The sequence below is a fragment of the Hylemonella sp. P2_B10 genome (assembly GCF_056404875.1).
The window spans coordinates 64,957-79,608 of sequence record NZ_JBFUDE010000003.1; the positions used below are offsets into that span (position 1 = coordinate 64,957).

The 14,652-nt window shown below is 65.0% G+C and carries 13 protein-coding genes; 7 read left to right on the forward strand and 6 right to left on the reverse strand.

From position 1 onward, the window contains the following. Window positions 1–21 precede the first annotated feature (21 nt). Genes AC1DX2_RS12795 through AC1DX2_RS12810 form a run of 4 tightly spaced genes read right to left on the reverse strand, consistent with a single transcriptional unit; the run spans window position 22 to window position 3,855 of the window. Window positions 22–936: an NAD(P)-dependent oxidoreductase gene (locus AC1DX2_RS12795; protein ID WP_477196745.1), complete on the reverse strand. Its 915-nt coding sequence runs from the start codon at window positions 934–936 to the stop codon at window positions 22–24. Between the two features lie 55 nt (window positions 937–991). Continuing rightward, window positions 992–2,128: a PilT/PilU family type 4a pilus ATPase gene (locus tag AC1DX2_RS12800; protein ID WP_477196746.1), complete on the reverse strand. Its 1,137-nt coding sequence runs from the start codon at window positions 2,126–2,128 to the stop codon at window positions 992–994. 22 nt (window positions 2,129–2,150) lie between these two features. After that, on the reverse strand, window positions 2,151–2,792 hold the full coding sequence (locus AC1DX2_RS12805; protein ID WP_477196747.1) for a cyclic nucleotide-binding domain-containing protein: 642 nt from the start codon (window positions 2,790–2,792) through the stop codon (window positions 2,151–2,153). A gap of 19 nt (window positions 2,793–2,811) precedes the next feature. Then, window positions 2,812–3,855, reverse strand: coding sequence for a type IV pilus twitching motility protein PilT (locus AC1DX2_RS12810; protein WP_477196748.1), 1,044 nt, complete (start codon window positions 3,853–3,855; stop codon window positions 2,812–2,814). A gap of 40 nt (window positions 3,856–3,895) precedes the next feature. Between AC1DX2_RS12810 and AC1DX2_RS12815 the strand changes: the two genes are divergently transcribed. Beyond that, window positions 3,896–4,588, forward strand: a complete 693-nt coding sequence (locus AC1DX2_RS12815; protein ID WP_477196749.1) for a YggS family pyridoxal phosphate-dependent enzyme — start codon at window positions 3,896–3,898, stop codon at window positions 4,586–4,588. A gap of 100 nt (window positions 4,589–4,688) precedes the next feature. Here AC1DX2_RS12815 and AC1DX2_RS12820 read toward each other — a convergent pair whose 3' ends face one another. Then, on the reverse strand, window positions 4,689–5,240 hold the full coding sequence (locus AC1DX2_RS12820; protein WP_477196750.1) for a DUF3617 domain-containing protein: 552 nt from the start codon (window positions 5,238–5,240) through the stop codon (window positions 4,689–4,691). Window positions 5,241–5,394: 154 nt separating this feature from the next. After that, complete coding sequence (locus tag AC1DX2_RS12825) at window positions 5,395–5,871, reverse strand: Lrp/AsnC ligand binding domain-containing protein (protein ID WP_477196751.1); 477 nt, start codon at window positions 5,869–5,871, stop codon at window positions 5,395–5,397. A gap of 100 nt (window positions 5,872–5,971) precedes the next feature. Between AC1DX2_RS12825 and AC1DX2_RS12830 the strand changes: the two genes are divergently transcribed. The 6 genes from AC1DX2_RS12830 (at window position 5,972) to AC1DX2_RS12855 (ending at window position 14,362) form a co-directional block, all read left to right on the forward strand. After that, window positions 5,972–9,037: an L-glutamate gamma-semialdehyde dehydrogenase gene (locus AC1DX2_RS12830; protein WP_477196752.1), complete on the forward strand. Its 3,066-nt coding sequence runs from the start codon at window positions 5,972–5,974 to the stop codon at window positions 9,035–9,037. Window positions 9,038–9,511: 474 nt separating this feature from the next. Continuing rightward, window positions 9,512–10,324 carry a MotA/TolQ/ExbB proton channel family protein gene (locus AC1DX2_RS12835; RefSeq protein ID WP_477196753.1) on the forward strand — a complete coding sequence of 271 codons (813 nt, stop codon included), beginning with the start codon at window positions 9,512–9,514 and terminating at the stop codon, window positions 10,322–10,324. 38 nt (window positions 10,325–10,362) lie between these two features. Beyond that, window positions 10,363–10,794: an ExbD/TolR family protein gene (locus AC1DX2_RS12840; RefSeq protein ID WP_477196754.1), complete on the forward strand. Its 432-nt coding sequence runs from the start codon at window positions 10,363–10,365 to the stop codon at window positions 10,792–10,794. A 31-nt stretch (window positions 10,795–10,825) separates the two neighbouring features. Beyond that, window positions 10,826–11,251 (forward strand): ExbD/TolR family protein, encoded by a 426-nt coding sequence (locus AC1DX2_RS12845; RefSeq protein WP_477196755.1) that lies wholly within the window; start codon window positions 10,826–10,828, stop codon window positions 11,249–11,251. A gap of 7 nt (window positions 11,252–11,258) precedes the next feature. Then, entirely contained in the window at window positions 11,259–11,903 is a 645-nt protein-coding gene (locus AC1DX2_RS12850) for an energy transducer TonB (protein WP_477196756.1), read from the forward strand. Window positions 11,904–12,112: 209 nt separating this feature from the next. Continuing rightward, window positions 12,113–14,362 carry a TonB-dependent receptor gene (locus tag AC1DX2_RS12855; RefSeq protein ID WP_477196757.1) on the forward strand — a complete coding sequence of 750 codons (2,250 nt, stop codon included), beginning with the start codon at window positions 12,113–12,115 and terminating at the stop codon, window positions 14,360–14,362. The last annotated feature ends 290 nt before the right edge of the window (window positions 14,363–14,652 follow it).

The window sequence follows — 14,652 nt, forward strand, 5'->3', positions numbered from 1 at the left end:
GGCTATGGCCTGCTCAGGGCGCTATTTCAAGCGCTTGATCAGGCTGGACGTATCCCAGCGCTGGCCGCCCATCTGCTGCACGTCGGCGTAGAACTGGTCCACCAGCGCGGTCACCGGCAACCGCGCGCCGTTGCGCTTGGCCTCGTCCAGCACCAGCCCCAGGTCCTTGCGCATCCAGTCGACGGCGAAGCCAAAGTCAAACTTGTCGGCCACCATGGTCTTGCCGCGGTTGTCCATCTGCCAGCTTTGCGCGGCACCCTTGCCGATCACGTCCAGCACCTGCGCCATGTCCAGGCCGGCGCGCTGACCGAAGGCGATGGCCTCAGACAGGCCCTGCACCAGGCCGGCGATGCAGATCTGGTTGACCATCTTGGCCAGTTGGCCGGCGCCGCTGTCGCCCAGCAGGGTGACGGCGCGCGAAAAGGCCATGGCCACCGGTTGGGCGCTGGCGAAGGCGGTGGCGTCGCCGCCGCACATCACCGTCAGCAAACCGTTTTGGGCGCCGGCCTGGCCGCCGGACACCGGGGCGTCGATGAAGGTGATGCCTTTGTCCTTGGCGGCTGCGGCCAGCTCGCGCGCCACGGCGGCCGAGGCGGTGGTGTGGTCCACGAACACGCTGCCCGGCTGCATGCCGGCCAGTGCGCCGTCGGCGCCCAGCACCACGCTGCGCAGGTCGTCATCGTTGCCGACGCAGCAGAACACGAACTCGGCGCCTTGCGCGGCCTCGCGCGGTGTGGCGCCGGAGCGTGGTGCCGCGCTGTCGGCGAATTCGGCGCACCAGGCGGCGGCCTTGGCGGCGCTGCGGTTGTACACCGTCACGGCGTGGCCGGCGCGGGCCAGGTGGCCGGCCATGGGGTAGCCCATCACGCCCAGGCCCAGGAAGGCGGTTTTGCGCGAAGGAGTGGTTTCGTAAGTTTTCGGATTGATGTTGGGCATGGCAAAAAGATGCGCCGGCGAATGCCGGCGCTCGTGAAGGTTGACGAAAAGTGGCTTAAACGATGGCGAAATTCTCGGTGCCGGCGCTCAGGTCCTGGCTGCGGCCGCGCTGGCTGTTGAGCTTGATCTGCAGGCGCAGGTCGTTCAGTGAGTCGGCGTTGCGCAGCGCGTCCTCGTAGGTGATCATGTTGTTCTCGTAGGCATCGAACAGCGCCTGGTCGAAGGTCTGCATGCCCAGGTTGCGGCTCTTCTTCATGATTTCCTTGATCTCGGACACCTCGCCCTTGAAGATCAGGTCGGAGATCAGCGGGGTGTTCAGCAGGATTTCGATCGCCGCCGTGCGGCCCTTGCCGTCCTGCTTGGGGATCAGCCGCTGCGACACCAGCGACTTCAGGTTCAGCGACAAGTCCATCAGCAACTGCGGGCGCCGCTCTTCGGGGAAGAAGTTGATGATGCGGTCCAGCGCCTGGTTGGCGCTGTTGGCGTGCAGCGTGGCCAGGCACAAGTGGCCGGTCTCGGCAAAGGCCACCGCGTGCTCCATGGTTTCGCGGTCGCGGATTTCGCCCATCAGGATCACGTCGGGCGCCTGGCGCAGCGTGTTCTTCAGCGCCGCCTCCCAGCTGTCGGTGTCCAGGCCCACCTCGCGCTGCGTCACCACGCAGTTCTTGTGCGGATGCACGAATTCCACCGGGTCCTCGATGGTGATGATGTGGCCGTAGGTGGTTTCGTTGCGCCAGTCCACCATGGCGGCCAATGTGGTCGACTTGCCCGAGCCGGTGGCACCCACCAGGATGACCAGGCCGCGCTTGCTGGTGGCCACCTCTTTCAGCACCTGCGGCACGCCAAGGCTGTCGATGGTGGGCAGCACCATGGGGATCACCCGCAGCACCATGCCCACCTTGCCCTGCTGGATGAAGGCGTTGACGCGGAAGCGCCCCACGCCCGGCGGCGAGATGGCGAAGTTGCACTCCTTGGTGCGTTCGAACTCCGCCACCTGCTTGTCGTTCATGATGGAGCGCGCCAGCGCCAGCGTGTGCGCGCCGGTCAGCGGCTGCGGCGACACCTTGGTCACCTTGCCGTCCACCTTGACGGCGGGCGGGAAGTCGCCGGTGATGAACAAGTCGCTGCCATTGCGGCTGACCATCAGCTTGAGCAAGTCATTGATGAATTTTGTGGCCTGATCGCGTTCCATGGCGGGTGTTACTCCCTAGGGTTCATTTCTGTTCACTGAGACGCGCGCTCACCACGCGCAGGCGCAATGACAGCTTGCGGGCTAGAAGGGCGATCAGGTTGGCGGCCAACGGCGGGTCGGCCAGCATCATGTCGTCCATGGCATCGGCGCTGAGCACGCCGATTTCGCACTCACCCACGGTGGTGCATGCGGAAAATCGCATGCCGCTGTCCAGCAGCGACATTTCACCCAGTATTTCACCCGGGCGGGTTTCGGCCAGCCGCAGCCGCTCGCCCCAGGGCTGCATGCGGTCCACCGCGATGGTGCCCGACAGCAGCACCACCATGAAGTTGCCGTATTCGTCCTGGCGGATGATGTCGCAGTCCGGCTTCACCTTGCAGAAGTCGAAGAACGGTTGCATGCGGCCCACGGCCTGCGGGCCCAACCGGCTCATGAACTTGTCCTTCTCCCACAGCGCCTGCATCAGCTGCGCGCCGCGCTCGGGGGCCAGGGGCTTGGTACCCAGCTCTGTGCTGCGGGCGCTCCACGGCGTCATCAGCGTGGCATCCAGCCCCAGGTCGGCAAACGCGGTGGTGAACAGCAGGTTGGACGCTGGCGCGCGGCCGGCGGCCGCGCCTTGCGGCTCACGCACAGCGCCTGGCGAATCGGTGACCGGGTGTTCCATGGCGCTGGGGGCTCTGTCTTTAGCCGGGGAAGTTTTCCGGGATCTTGGCCTTGCCGCGCGCCTCGGCCGGGGAGATCACATTGCGCCGCACCAGGTCGGTTAGGTTCTGGTCCAGCGTCTGCATGCCCACATTGTTGCCGGTCTGGATGGAGGAGTACATCTGCGCCACCTTGGCCTCGCGGATCAGGTTGCGGATGGCGGGCGTGCCCAGCATGATCTCGTGCGCCGCCACGCGGCCCTGGCCGTCCTTGGTCTTGCACAGTGTCTGCGAGATCACCGCCTGCAGCGACTCGGAGAGCATCGCGCGCACCATTTCCTTTTCATCGGCGGGGAAGACGTCGATGATGCGGTCAATCGTCTTGGCCGCGCTGGAGGTGTGCAGCGTGCCAAACACCAGGTGGCCGGTTTCGGCTGCCGTCATGGCCAGGCGAATGGTTTCCAGGTCGCGCATTTCGCCCACCAGGATGGCGTCCGGGTCTTCGCGCAGTGCGGACTTCAAGGCGGCGGCGAAGCTCAGCGTGTGCGGGCCGACTTCGCGCTGGTTGATCAGGCACTTCTTGGATTCGTGCACGAACTCGATCGGGTCTTCCACCGTCAGGATGTGGCCGAACTCGGTTTCGTTCAGGTAGTTGACCATGGCCGCCAGCGTGGTGGACTTGCCCGAGCCGGTGGGGCCGGTCACCAGCACCATGCCGCGCGGTTTCAAGGCCAGTTCGCCGAAGATCTTGGGCGCGTTCAACTGCTCAAGCGACAGGATTTTGCTGGGAATGGTTCGGAACACCGCGCCGGCGCCGCGCTGGTGGTTGAAGGCGTTGACGCGGAAGCGCGCCAGGCCGTCGATCTCGAACGAGAAGTCGATTTCCAGGAATTCCTCGTACACCTTGCGCTGGGTGTCGTTCATGATGTCGTACACCATGGCGTGCACCGCCTTGTGGTCCAGCGGCTCCACATTGATGCGCCGCACGTCGCCGTGCACGCGGATCATGGGCGGCAGTCCGGCCGACAAGTGCAGGTCGGACGCCTTGTTCTTCACGCTGAAGGCCAGCAGTTGGGTAATGTCCACGAATCCCCCGGAAGTTTTTTTGATACGCTCGCCGTCAATTATGACCATGATTGCGCAGAACCTCCAGCACGTTCGCCAGCGTTTGGCCCAGGCGTGTGCGGCGGCCGGCCGGCCGGCTGACCAGGTGGCCCTGCTGGCGGTCTCCAAGACCTGCGGCCCCGAGGCGCTGGCCCAGGCCTTCGCCGCCGGCCAGCGCGCCTTTGGCGAGAACTACGTGCAGGAGGCGCTGGACAAGATGGCGGCGCTGACGCACCTGGCCATCGAGTGGCACTGCATAGGCCCGCTGCAAAGCAACAAGACCCGCCCGGTGGCCGAGCAATTCCACTGGGTGCATTCGGTGGACCGGCTGAAGATCGCCCAACGGCTGAGCGAGCAGCGGCCGGCCACCCTGCCGCCGCTGAACGTGTGCCTGCAGGTGAATGTGGACGGCGGTGCCAACAAGTCGGGTGTGGCCATGGGGGAGGCGCTGGCACTGGCGCGCGCCACCGCGGTATTGCCGCGGCTGCAATTGCGCGGCCTCATGAGCATTCCTGAGCCTGCCAACGAGGCGGAGGCGCTGGCGGTGCACCAGCGCACCCGCGCGCTGTTTGACGAGCTGGGCGCCGCGTTGGGCGATCAGGCGCCGCGCTGGGACACGCTGTCCATGGGCATGAGCGCCGACCTGGAGGCGGCGGTGCGCGCCGGGAGCACGATGGTGCGCGTGGGCACGGCTATTTTCGGCGCCCGAAGTTAGCTAGCCCCCACGTCCGGCACTTCGTGTCCGTCCTGCCCCCCGAGGGGGCCGCGTTTTGCCTTGGGGCGGCCCTGCGGCAAAACCAGAGCCGCTGCCTTCCTTACTGCTTGGGCAGCGTGATCGGTTTGACACTGCCGCAGTCGGCCGACAGCCAGCGCCCTGTGGCTTGCATGCTCATCTGGTGTTCGGCGCCGCCGCGTGTCGCGCGGGTGGTCATCTGCATGGTGTAAGACTCGGCACCGTTGAAGGTGAACGTGCCTTCACCGCTGGAGGGCGGCTGCGTGCAGGTGAAGCTCATCTTCATGGTGTTGCCCACGCGTGGCGACAGGGTGTTGGTGCAGCCATGCTGGGCCGCCTGGCCGGTGGACATCTGGCCGCGCTTGACCATCTCCTCCGTCACGCACACCTTCATCGTCATGCCGCCGCCGGGGCCACCCGCGCCCATCTGCACGCCGTTCTTGGCCATCGCGCCTTCCACCATCTTGCGTTGCTCGGGCGACATGGCCGCCATCTGCGCCTGCATCTGGGCTTGCGCCTTGGCTATTTTTTCGCTGTCAGCGCCGCCGCCAGCCATTTTGCTGGTGATTTCCCACAGGCCGGGCTTCTGCTGTGCGTGGGCGCCCAGGCTGGCCAGGGCCAGCAGGCCTGCCATGACAAGGTGCTGTTTCTTCACTCCGGTCCCCTTCAAAAAGTGATGGACCATTGTGGCCAAAGTCCGCCGGCTTGGGAACCGTGTGCAACCGGGATTTACATTTGCCCAGCTTCTCCGTGGCGCGTGGCGCTGCGGCTGCCATGGCCTGATGCCGTCAGACCAGCTTGAGCAGCGTGGAGTTTTTCACTTCCTCCATCACCGCATAGGTGCGCGTCTCGCGCACGCCCGGCAGTTGCCACAGCACGGTGCCGGCGAACGCACGGTAGGCCGTCATGTCGGCCATGCGGGTCTTCAGCAGGTAGTCGAAACCGCCGGCCACCATGTGGCATTCCAGGATTTCGGCGTGCACCTGCACGGCGGCCTTGAAGGCATCGAACACATTGGGCGTGGTGCGGTCCAGCAGCACTTCCACGAACACCGTCATGCCCGCGCCCAGCTTGGCCGGGTCCAGCCGGGCCTGGTAGCCCAGGATGTAGCCGTCCTTGGTCAGCCGTTGCACCCGCGCCAGCACGGCGGTGGGGGACAGTGCCACGGTTTCGGCCAGCTTCAGGTTGGAGACCCGGCCGTCTTGCTGCAGCGCGTCCAGAATCTTCAGGTCGATGCGGTCCAGATCCGCCAGCTTGCCGTCCATGTTTGGTTAATTATTCAGAAGTCAGGCAATTAATAGGTGAAATATTCACCGCATTTGCGGTAATCATCGCACGATTCACCAAATTTTCCGCAGTTTCCGCATGTCCAGCTCTTCCCGTTTGCCTTTTCCCTACCGACCTGAATCCGACGTGGTGTCGCAGCGCCTGGCTGCGCTGGCCCATGCACTGGACTGGGCCACAGCCGCCAAGGTGGCTGTGCCTTGGGTGCAGGCGGTGCGCGAGAACCCGCCGCCTTTCTGGGCCATGGAAAGCCTGCTGAAGGAGTACCCCATCTCCAGCGCCGAGGGCCTGGCGTTGATGCGCCTGGCCGAGGCCTTGCTGCGCGTGCCCGATGCCGAGACCGCGATCGCACTGACGGCCGACCAGTTGGGCCGGGCCGATTTTGATGGTGCTGGCGACAAGGTGCTGGCGCGGCTGTCGTCGGCCGCCATCAGCATGTCCAAGGTGTTCCTGCCCGAGCCGGGCGCTGCCGGTGGGCCGGGCCTGTTGTCGCGCCTGGGCGCACGCACCGTGGTGTCTGCCACGTTGCGCGCGGTGCAGTTGCTGGGTCGCCAGTTCGTGCTGGGTCAGACCATTGACGACGCCATGGGCGAGGCGCGCGATGCGCGCGCGCGCCAGAAGCAGTTGCGCTTCAGCTACGACATGCTGGGCGAGGGCGCCCGCACCGCCGAGGACGCCCGGCGCTACCTGCACAGCTACCGCAACGCCATCCAGGCCATTGCCGCCGCCAAGCCGCCCGGCAGCACGCTGGAGGAGGGCGATGGCATCTCCATCAAGCTCAGCGCCCTGCACCCGCGCTATGAGGATGCGCAGCACGCGCGCGTGATGGCCGAGCTGGTGCCGCTGGTGTGGCAGCTGTGCGAGATGGCGGCTGCCGCCAACATCAACCTGACCATAGACGCCGAAGAGGTGGACCGGCTGGAGCTGTCGCTGGACGTGTTCGAGGCGCTGGTGGCCAAGGTCGGCGCCGAATGCCCCAAGTGGCGCGGCCTGGGGCTGGCCATGCAGGCCTACCAGACGCGCGCGCTGGAGTTGATAGAGCATGTGGCCGGCCTGGCCCGCAAGCACGGCGTGCGCCTGATGTGCCGTTTGGTCAAGGGCGCCTATTGGGACGCCGAGGTCAAGCGGGCACAGGAATTGGGCTTGCCCTGTTACCCGGTGTTCACCCACAAACACCACACCGACATCTCTTACCTGGCCTGCGCCCGCGCGCTGCTGGAGGCGCCCGACGCCATCTACCCGCAGTTCGCCACCCACAACGCCGCCACCATTGCCGCCATCCTGCAGATGGGTGCGCGCACCGGCGCGGCGTTCGAGCTGCAGCGCTTGCATGGCATGGGCGAGGGCGTGTACCGCGAGGTGCTGAAGAACCCGCTGATCGCCTGTCGCGTCTACGCCCCGGTGGGCGCGCACCGCGACCTGCTGGCCTACCTGGTGCGCCGGCTGCTGGAAAACGGCGCCAACTCGTCCTTCGTGCACCAGCTGGCCGACGAGTCCGTGGGCATGGACGAACTGCTGATCTCGCCGCTGCGTCTGGAGGCGAACAGCTCGCTGCCGCTGCCGGTGAACCTGTTTGGCTACAGCGCGGACGGCAACCCCAGCGGCGCACGCAAGAACAGCAGCGGCCTGGACCTGACCGTGCCCGCCATGCGCGAGCCGCTGTTGGCGGCGCTTCAGTCCTCCAGCGTGCCCCAGGTGCCCGAATTCGACCCGTCGCAGGCCGGCCAGGCCTGGCAGCGCGCGGACCACAGCTTTGCGCCATGGAATGGCACGCCGGTGGCCGAGCGTGCCGCCGTGCTGCGCCGCGCCGCTGACGCGCTGGAGCAGCAACTGCCGGCTTTTTGCGCCGTGCTGGTGCGCGAGGCCTTCAAGACCTGGGGCGACGCCGTGTCCGAGGTGCGCGAGGCGGTGGACTTCCTGCGCTACTACGCCGACCAGGCCGAAGTGCTGATGCGCCCGCTGGCCCTGCCAGCGCTGCCTGCCGCCTGGGCCGGCGGGGCCCACGGTGTCAGGCCGGCGCTGTTTGGCGTCACTGGCGAGAGCAATGAGCTGCGGCTCAGCGGACGCGGCGTCTGGGTCTGCATCAGCCCGTGGAATTTCCCGTTGGCCATCTTCATGGGCCAGGTGGCCGCCGCGCTGGCCACCGGCAACACCGTGCTGGCCAAGCCGGCCGAGCAGACCCCTGCCGTGGCGCTGGCGGCGGTGCGGCTGCTGCATGCGGCCGGTGTGCCGGCTGATGCGGTGCAACTGCTGCACGGTCCAGGCGAGACAGTGGGTGCGGCGCTGGTGGCGCTGTCGGAGATTGCCGGCGTGGTTTTCACCGGCTCCACCCAGGTGGCCAAGATCATCCAGCGCGCGCTGGCGGCCAAGGACGGCCCCATCATCCCGCTGATCGCCGAGACCGGCGGCATCAATGCCATGCTGGTGGATTCCACCGCGCTGCCCGAGCAGGTGGCCGATGCGGTGGTGCAGTCCGCCTTCCGCAGTGCCGGCCAGCGCTGCTCGGCGCTGCGCCTGCTGTGTGTGCACGAGGCCGTGGCCGACGGCGTCATCGCCATGATCCAGGGCGCTGCACAGGAACTGGTGGTGGGCGACCCCGCGCAGCTGAGCACCGATGTGGGGCCGGTGATCGATGCCGAGGCCTTCGACGGCATACAGCAGCACCTGCGCCGCTTGCAGGCTCAGGCCAAGCCCTTGCACGTACCCACGGCCATGGCCCAAGTTGGTGCGTCAGCTGGTGCGCCAAGCCATTTGATAGGGCCTCACATGTTCGAGGTCGCCTCCATCGCCGACGTGCGGCACGAGATCTTCGGGCCGGTATTGCAGGTGGTGCGCTGGGGCGGTGACCCACTGGCGGTGGTGGCGCAGATCAACGCGCTGGGCTACGGCTTGACCTTGGGTCTTCAGACCCGCATTGATTCGCGGGCCCAAGCACTAGCCGCGCAGGCCAGAATCGGCAATGTGTACGTGAACCGGAACATGATCGGCGCCGTAGTTGGCGTACAACCGTTCGGTGGCGAGGCCTTGAGCGGCACCGGCCCCAAGGCCGGTGGCCCTTACTACCTGCACCGCTTCTGCGCCGAGCAAACGGTCACCGTGAACACCACCGCCGCTGGTGGCAATGCGGCTTTGCTGAGTGGTGCCTGAAAATGGTGCATGGGGAAAACCCGCATACGCGATGCCGTAAGATAGTCGGCTTGGCGGCAATTCGCGTTGCGGGCCGTGTGCCCTTGGCACAAGGCTTGCAACGAGTAAAACTACATTTGCTGGAGAGCCGCCATGTAAAGAGTTGGAGAAGTAGCCCGTCAGCTTGGGGTCAGTTGAACTGGCACCGTGTTAGAATGGGCCCCCTTTTCGGCCGGGGTGCGGGCGCGTGCATGCGTGCTGGCGGGCTGACAAAACCTGGTGACGTAGAAAGCCTGTCCGGCTTGGCCCGGCTTTTGCGTTGTGTTCAATCACAAGTGCAAATCTTGTACGTAAAAGTGTGTGCGGTTGGGTAGAGAGTTCCTTTAGAGTTCACTACAATACCAGTTCAATACCGCTGCCTCTCAATCTCAAAAGGAAACCGTTGTGTCAATCAACACGAAATCTTTCATTCGCGCTTTGACCGGCGCAGCAGTTTTGGCTGCCTTCGCCTTCCTGGGCACGGCCGCACAAGCGCAAGCCCCCGCTGCACCCGCTGCTGCTGACGCAGCCTCGGCCACCGTGGCCCCGCCCGCTGCTGCTGCTGCCCCCGCGCCCGCCGCCGCAGGCGCCCCCGCTGCCGGTGCCCATGGCGAAAACCCCTATGGCCTGGAAGCGCTGTGGAAAGGTTCCGACTACATCACCAAGACCGTGCTGATCCTGTTGATCATCATGTCTGTGGGTTCCTGGTACATCATGTTCGTCAAGCTGCTGGAGCAGTCCAAGATTGGCCGCCAGTCCAAGGCCGCCGCTGCGGACTTCTGGACCGCCGGCACCGTGCAGCAAGGCGCTGCCGCTCTGGAAATGAGCAGCCCCTACCGCTTCATCGCCGAAGCCGGCCTGGAAGCCACCAAGAAGCACGAAGGCCTGATGGGTCACATCCCGCTGAGCGACTGGGTCACCATGGGCATCCAGCGCGCCATCGAGCGCGTCCAGCGCAGCACCCAGTCCGGCCTGTCCTTCCTGGCCACTGTGGGTTCCGTCTCCCCCTTCGTCGGCCTGTTCGGCACGGTGTGGGGCATCTTGAACGCCCTGACCAGCATCGGCGCCTCCGGCCAAGCCTCCATCGACAAGGTGGCCGGCCCCGTGGGTGAAGCCCTGATCATGACCGCCATCGGCCTGGCAGTTGCCGTGCCGGCCGTGCTGGCCTACAACTTCCTGGTCGGCCGCAACAAGGTCGTGATGGATGACGTGCGCGCCTTCGGTGGCGACCTGCACTCCGTGATTCTGGGTTCGTCCAAGAAGGTCTGACTGCCAACCGCTCGTTGAGCGAACATTAGGAATTCCCTATGTCAATGAACGTTGGCTCACCGGATGGCGACGATGACGCCGTCATGTCCGACATCAACACCACGCCGCTGGTGGACGTGATGCTGGTGCTGTTGATCATCTTTTTGATCACCATCCCTGTCGTCACCACCGCCATCAAGCTCGAGCTCCCCAAGGAGCGCGTGGAGTTGCGCGAAACCAAGCCGGAAAACATCGTCATCTCAGTTGATCCGCAAAGCAACATCTACTGGTTTGACGCCCGCATCAAGAGCGTCAACGACCTGGTGGACAAGCTGAAGACGGTGTCGCAGAAGAAGCCCCAGCCCGAAGTGCAGATCCGCGGCGACATGACCGCGAACTACGAAGGCGTGGGCAAGGTGTTGTATGCCTGCCAGCGTGCCGGTATCACCAAGGTGGCCTTCATCACCGAACCGCCCCCTCTGGGCGGTTGACGGGCTCGGACTCACTTTAAGGATTCTTCCCATGGGAATGAACGTAGGAAAGGGTGGCTCTGAAGAGCCCCAAGTGATGATGGACATCAACACCACGCCGTTGATCGACGTGATGCTGGTGTTGCTGGTGATGCTGATCATCACCATCCCCATCCAGTTGCATGCCGTCAACCTGGAGATGCCGGTGGGAGCGCCGCCCAGCAACAACAAGCCTGAGGTGGTGAAGATCGACATTGACGACCGCAGCACCGTCTACTGGCAAGGCGTGCCGGTGGCCAGCGGCGCCGAGCTGGAAAGCAAGATGTCGGCAGCCGCCGCGCAGGCGGTGCAGCCCGAGGTGCATCTGCGCCCCAACAAGGCCGCCAAGTACCAGGTGGTCGCCAATGTCTTGTCCACCACCAAGCGCTTGGGTCTGACCAAGCTGGCGGTGATCGGCAGCGAACAATTTGTCCAGTGACACGGCCATGATGATCAGCAGCAGCTATGAATACAGGCCGGTAGACCCAACCCGGCGCTACAAGGGCATTGCGATCGTTGTCGTTTTGCACATCGGCATCGTCTGGCTGTTCGCCAGCGGACTGGCCCGCAAGACGCTGGACATCGTCAAGAAGCCGCTGGAAGCAGCGGTGATTCAAGAGGTGATCATCCCGCCGCCGCCGCCGCCGCCGCCCAAAGAAATCAAGCCGCCCGAGCCGCAGGCACCCAAGGTGGAATCGCCGCCGCCGCCGTTCGTGCCGCCGCCGGACGTGCCGGTGCAGTCCACGGCGCCGGCCATCACCGCTGTGGCGGCGCCGCCGCCCACCCCGGCCGTGATTGCCCCGCCGCCGCCGCCGGCGCCGCCCGCACCGGTGCGCAACCGCTCCGACATCGGCGTGGCCTGCCCCACGCAGGTGAAGCCCGAAATGCCGCGCAAGGCGCAGCAAGAAGGCATCTCTGGCGTGGTGAAGGCCGAGGCCGTGATCTCCAACGGCGTGGTGAAGGAAGTGAACATCCTCTCCGGCCCGCGCATTTACCACCAGGCTGTTCGCTCGGCCATGATGGCCTACAAGTGCACGTCCGACGGTGAAGTTCGTGCCACGCAGGAGTTCAACTTCAAGCTCGACGACTAGTTCGCGGCTTCTCTGCGGCAGGCGGCGCAAGCTGCCTGTGCGGGGCTACACACAACAGGCTGTGGGGTTTACCCTACAGCCTGTTTCTTTTTCTGTTCGAAAAGCCCTAACAGTCGCCCTTGTCACGATTTTTTGCGGCGCAGCATTTGATAATTCTTGGTGGTTTCACCCCTCCTTCACAAATCTATAAAGAGAGAGAAATAAGCACCATGTCGACTCGCCCCCATCCCCAACCCCAAAAATCCTTCCGTCCCCTGCCCGTGATGCTGGGCATCGCCATGGCCTGGCCCATGGCACAAGCCGTGGCCCAGACCACTGCCACTGGCCAACTGCAGGCCGTGACCGTGACGGCCGAGCGCCGCGTTGAAAACATCAAGGACGTGCCCAATTCGGTGTTCACCCTGTCCGGCGAAAAGCTGGACGTGATCAACTCCAGCGGCGAAGACATCCGCATGCTGTCGGGCCGCGTGCCCAGCCTGAACATCGAATCGTCCTATGGCCGTTCCTTCCCGCGCTTCTACATCCGCGGCTACGGCAACACCGATTTCCGCTCCAACGCCTCGCAGCCCGTGTCGCTGATCTATGACGACATCGTGGCCGAGAACCCGGTGCTCAAGGGCTTCCCGCTGTTTGACGTCGGTCGTGTTGAAGTGCTGAACGGCCCGCAAGGCAGCTTGTTCGGTCGCAACACGCCGGCCGGCGTGGTCAAGATAGACTCGGTGCGCCCGTCCAACAAGGCGCTGGATGGCTATTTCAGCGCCTCCTACGGCACCTATGGCACCGCCAACCTGGAAACCGCCTTCAACCTGCCGCTGACTGGCGCCTGGAGCGCGCGCGTGTCGGCACAGGTGCAGCGCCGCGACGACTGGGTCACCAACGACAAGGGCCCGACCAAGAACCTGGAAGGCTATGACGACAAGGCCCTGCGCGTGCAGGTCGGCTACAACGACGGCGGCAGCTTCAGCGCCCTGCTGGGTGTGCATGGCCGCAACCTGGACGGCAGCGCCCGCCTGTTCCGCGCCAACATCATCAAGCTGGGCACCAACGACCTGGTGGACGGATTCGACCCGGCCAAGATCTTCACCGACGGCATCAACAGCCAGCACCTGCAGACTGGCGGCGCCAACCTGCACCTGAACTGGTCGCTGGCCGATGTCAACATCTACTCGATCACGGGCTACGAGACCGTTTCCGCCTACAGCCGCGGTGACATCGACGGCGGCTACGGCGCCGCCTTCCTGCCCACCGGCGGTGGCCCGGGCACCATCCCCTTCCCGTCGGAAACCGCCGGCTCCATCCGCGACCACAAGCAGGTCACGCAGGAGTTCCGTGTCGAATCCAAGGGCAATGCGCCGCTGTCGTGGCAGGCCGGGCTGTACTTCTTCAACGAGTCGTACGGCTTTGACAGCTACACCTACAACACGCTGGGCGGCAACGTGCAATCCGGCCAGCCGCTGCGCACCGACCAGACCAATGACGCCTGGGCCGTGTTCGGCTCTGTCAACTACGCCTTCAGCCCGCAGTTCAGCATGCGCGCCGGCCTGCGCTACACGCAGGACAAGAAGACGCTGCTGACCCAGCCGCTGCCCGCCGGCGACCCGAACCCCCCGGTCACCAGCAACGGCCTGGGCTCCAAGTCGGACGACTCCAAGGTCAGCGGCGACCTGAGCGCCACCTACAAGCTGGACAAGGACACCAACATCTACGCCCGCGTGGCCACGGGCTTCCGCGGCTCCTCCATCCAGCCGGCAGGCCCCTTCGGCCCGCTGAACCAGGCTGGCCCGGAAACCACCACGTCGTACGAAGCCGGTATCAAGAGCGACCTGTGGGACAAGCGTGGCCGCGCGGCGTTCACCGCGTACCACTACGAAGTGAAGGACCAGCAGCTGACGGCGGTGGGTGGCGGCAGCAATGCCGTGCGCCTGCTGAATGCGGCCAAGAGCGTGGGCCAGGGTATTGAAGCCAGCCTGGACGCCTACATCACGCCGAACTTCCTGGTCACCGGCAACGTCAGCTACAACCACACCGAAATCCAGGACCCGACGCTGGCCGTGGGTGTGTGCGCCAGCTGTACCGTGCTGAACCCGAAGAACGCTGCTGGCCAGGCCTTGATCAACGGCAACCCGTTGCCCAACGCGCCGGAGTGGATCTACAACGTCACCGCCCGCTATGGCATCCCCATGGCCAACGGCGGTGAGTTCTACATCTACACCGACTGGAGCTACCGCAGCGAAGTGAACTTCTTCCTGTACAAGTCCACCGAGTTCACCGGCCAGTCGCTGCTGATCGGCGGCCTGCGCGCCGGCTACACCTGGGACAACGGCAAGTACGAAGTGGCCGTGTTCGGCCGCAACATCACCAACCAGGTGAAGGTCACTGGCGCGATTGACTTCAACAACCGCACCGGCTTCATCAACGATCCGCGCACCTATGGTGTGCAGTTCAAGGCGCAGTTCTGAGCGGGTTGCGCATCGCCCTGTGATCGTTCGCTCAGGCAAGCGTCACTCTGAAGGCAGCGATCGCAAGGTCGCTGCCTTTTTGTTTGTTCGCTACCTCATGAAGGAAGCGCTGCGTGATGGGTACGCTGCCGACGCCGCTGGTGCGCGTGGCTACGCGGATGTCCCCCGGGCCTGCGGCCCTCCTCCTTGATTCCGCTTCGCCACGCGCCCCAGCGACATCGGGTTAATTGGCGCTCCCAGCGGAGACAGATCAAGAAAATTGTCGAGTTTGTGAGCGCCTTCGTTTCCAA

What these genes read in the sequence shown, in the direction of transcription:
- AC1DX2_RS12795 (WP_477196745.1), bottom strand. Translation starts at nt 936, where the DNA reads ATGCCCAACATCAATCCGAAAACTTACGAAACCACTCCTTCGCGCAAA.
- AC1DX2_RS12800 (WP_477196746.1), bottom strand. Translation starts at nt 2,128, where the DNA reads ATGGAACGCGATCAGGCCACAAAATTCATCAATGACTTGCTCAAGCTG.
- AC1DX2_RS12805 (WP_477196747.1), bottom strand. Translation starts at nt 2,792, where the DNA reads ATGGAACACCCGGTCACCGATTCGCCAGGCGCTGTGCGTGAGCCGCAA.
- AC1DX2_RS12815 (WP_477196749.1), top strand. Translation starts at nt 3,896, where the DNA reads ATGACCATGATTGCGCAGAACCTCCAGCACGTTCGCCAGCGTTTGGCC.
- AC1DX2_RS12820 (WP_477196750.1), bottom strand. Translation starts at nt 5,240, where the DNA reads ATGGCAGGCCTGCTGGCCCTGGCCAGCCTGGGCGCCCACGCACAGCAG.
- AC1DX2_RS12825 (WP_477196751.1), bottom strand. Translation starts at nt 5,871, where the DNA reads ATGGACGGCAAGCTGGCGGATCTGGACCGCATCGACCTGAAGATTCTG.
- AC1DX2_RS12830 (WP_477196752.1), top strand. Translation starts at nt 5,972, where the DNA reads ATGTCCAGCTCTTCCCGTTTGCCTTTTCCCTACCGACCTGAATCCGAC.
- AC1DX2_RS12840 (WP_477196754.1), top strand. Translation starts at nt 10,363, where the DNA reads ATGTCAATGAACGTTGGCTCACCGGATGGCGACGATGACGCCGTCATG.
- AC1DX2_RS12845 (WP_477196755.1), top strand. Translation starts at nt 10,826, where the DNA reads ATGGGAATGAACGTAGGAAAGGGTGGCTCTGAAGAGCCCCAAGTGATG.
- AC1DX2_RS12850 (WP_477196756.1), top strand. Translation starts at nt 11,259, where the DNA reads ATGATGATCAGCAGCAGCTATGAATACAGGCCGGTAGACCCAACCCGG.
- AC1DX2_RS12855 (WP_477196757.1), top strand. Translation starts at nt 12,113, where the DNA reads ATGTCGACTCGCCCCCATCCCCAACCCCAAAAATCCTTCCGTCCCCTG.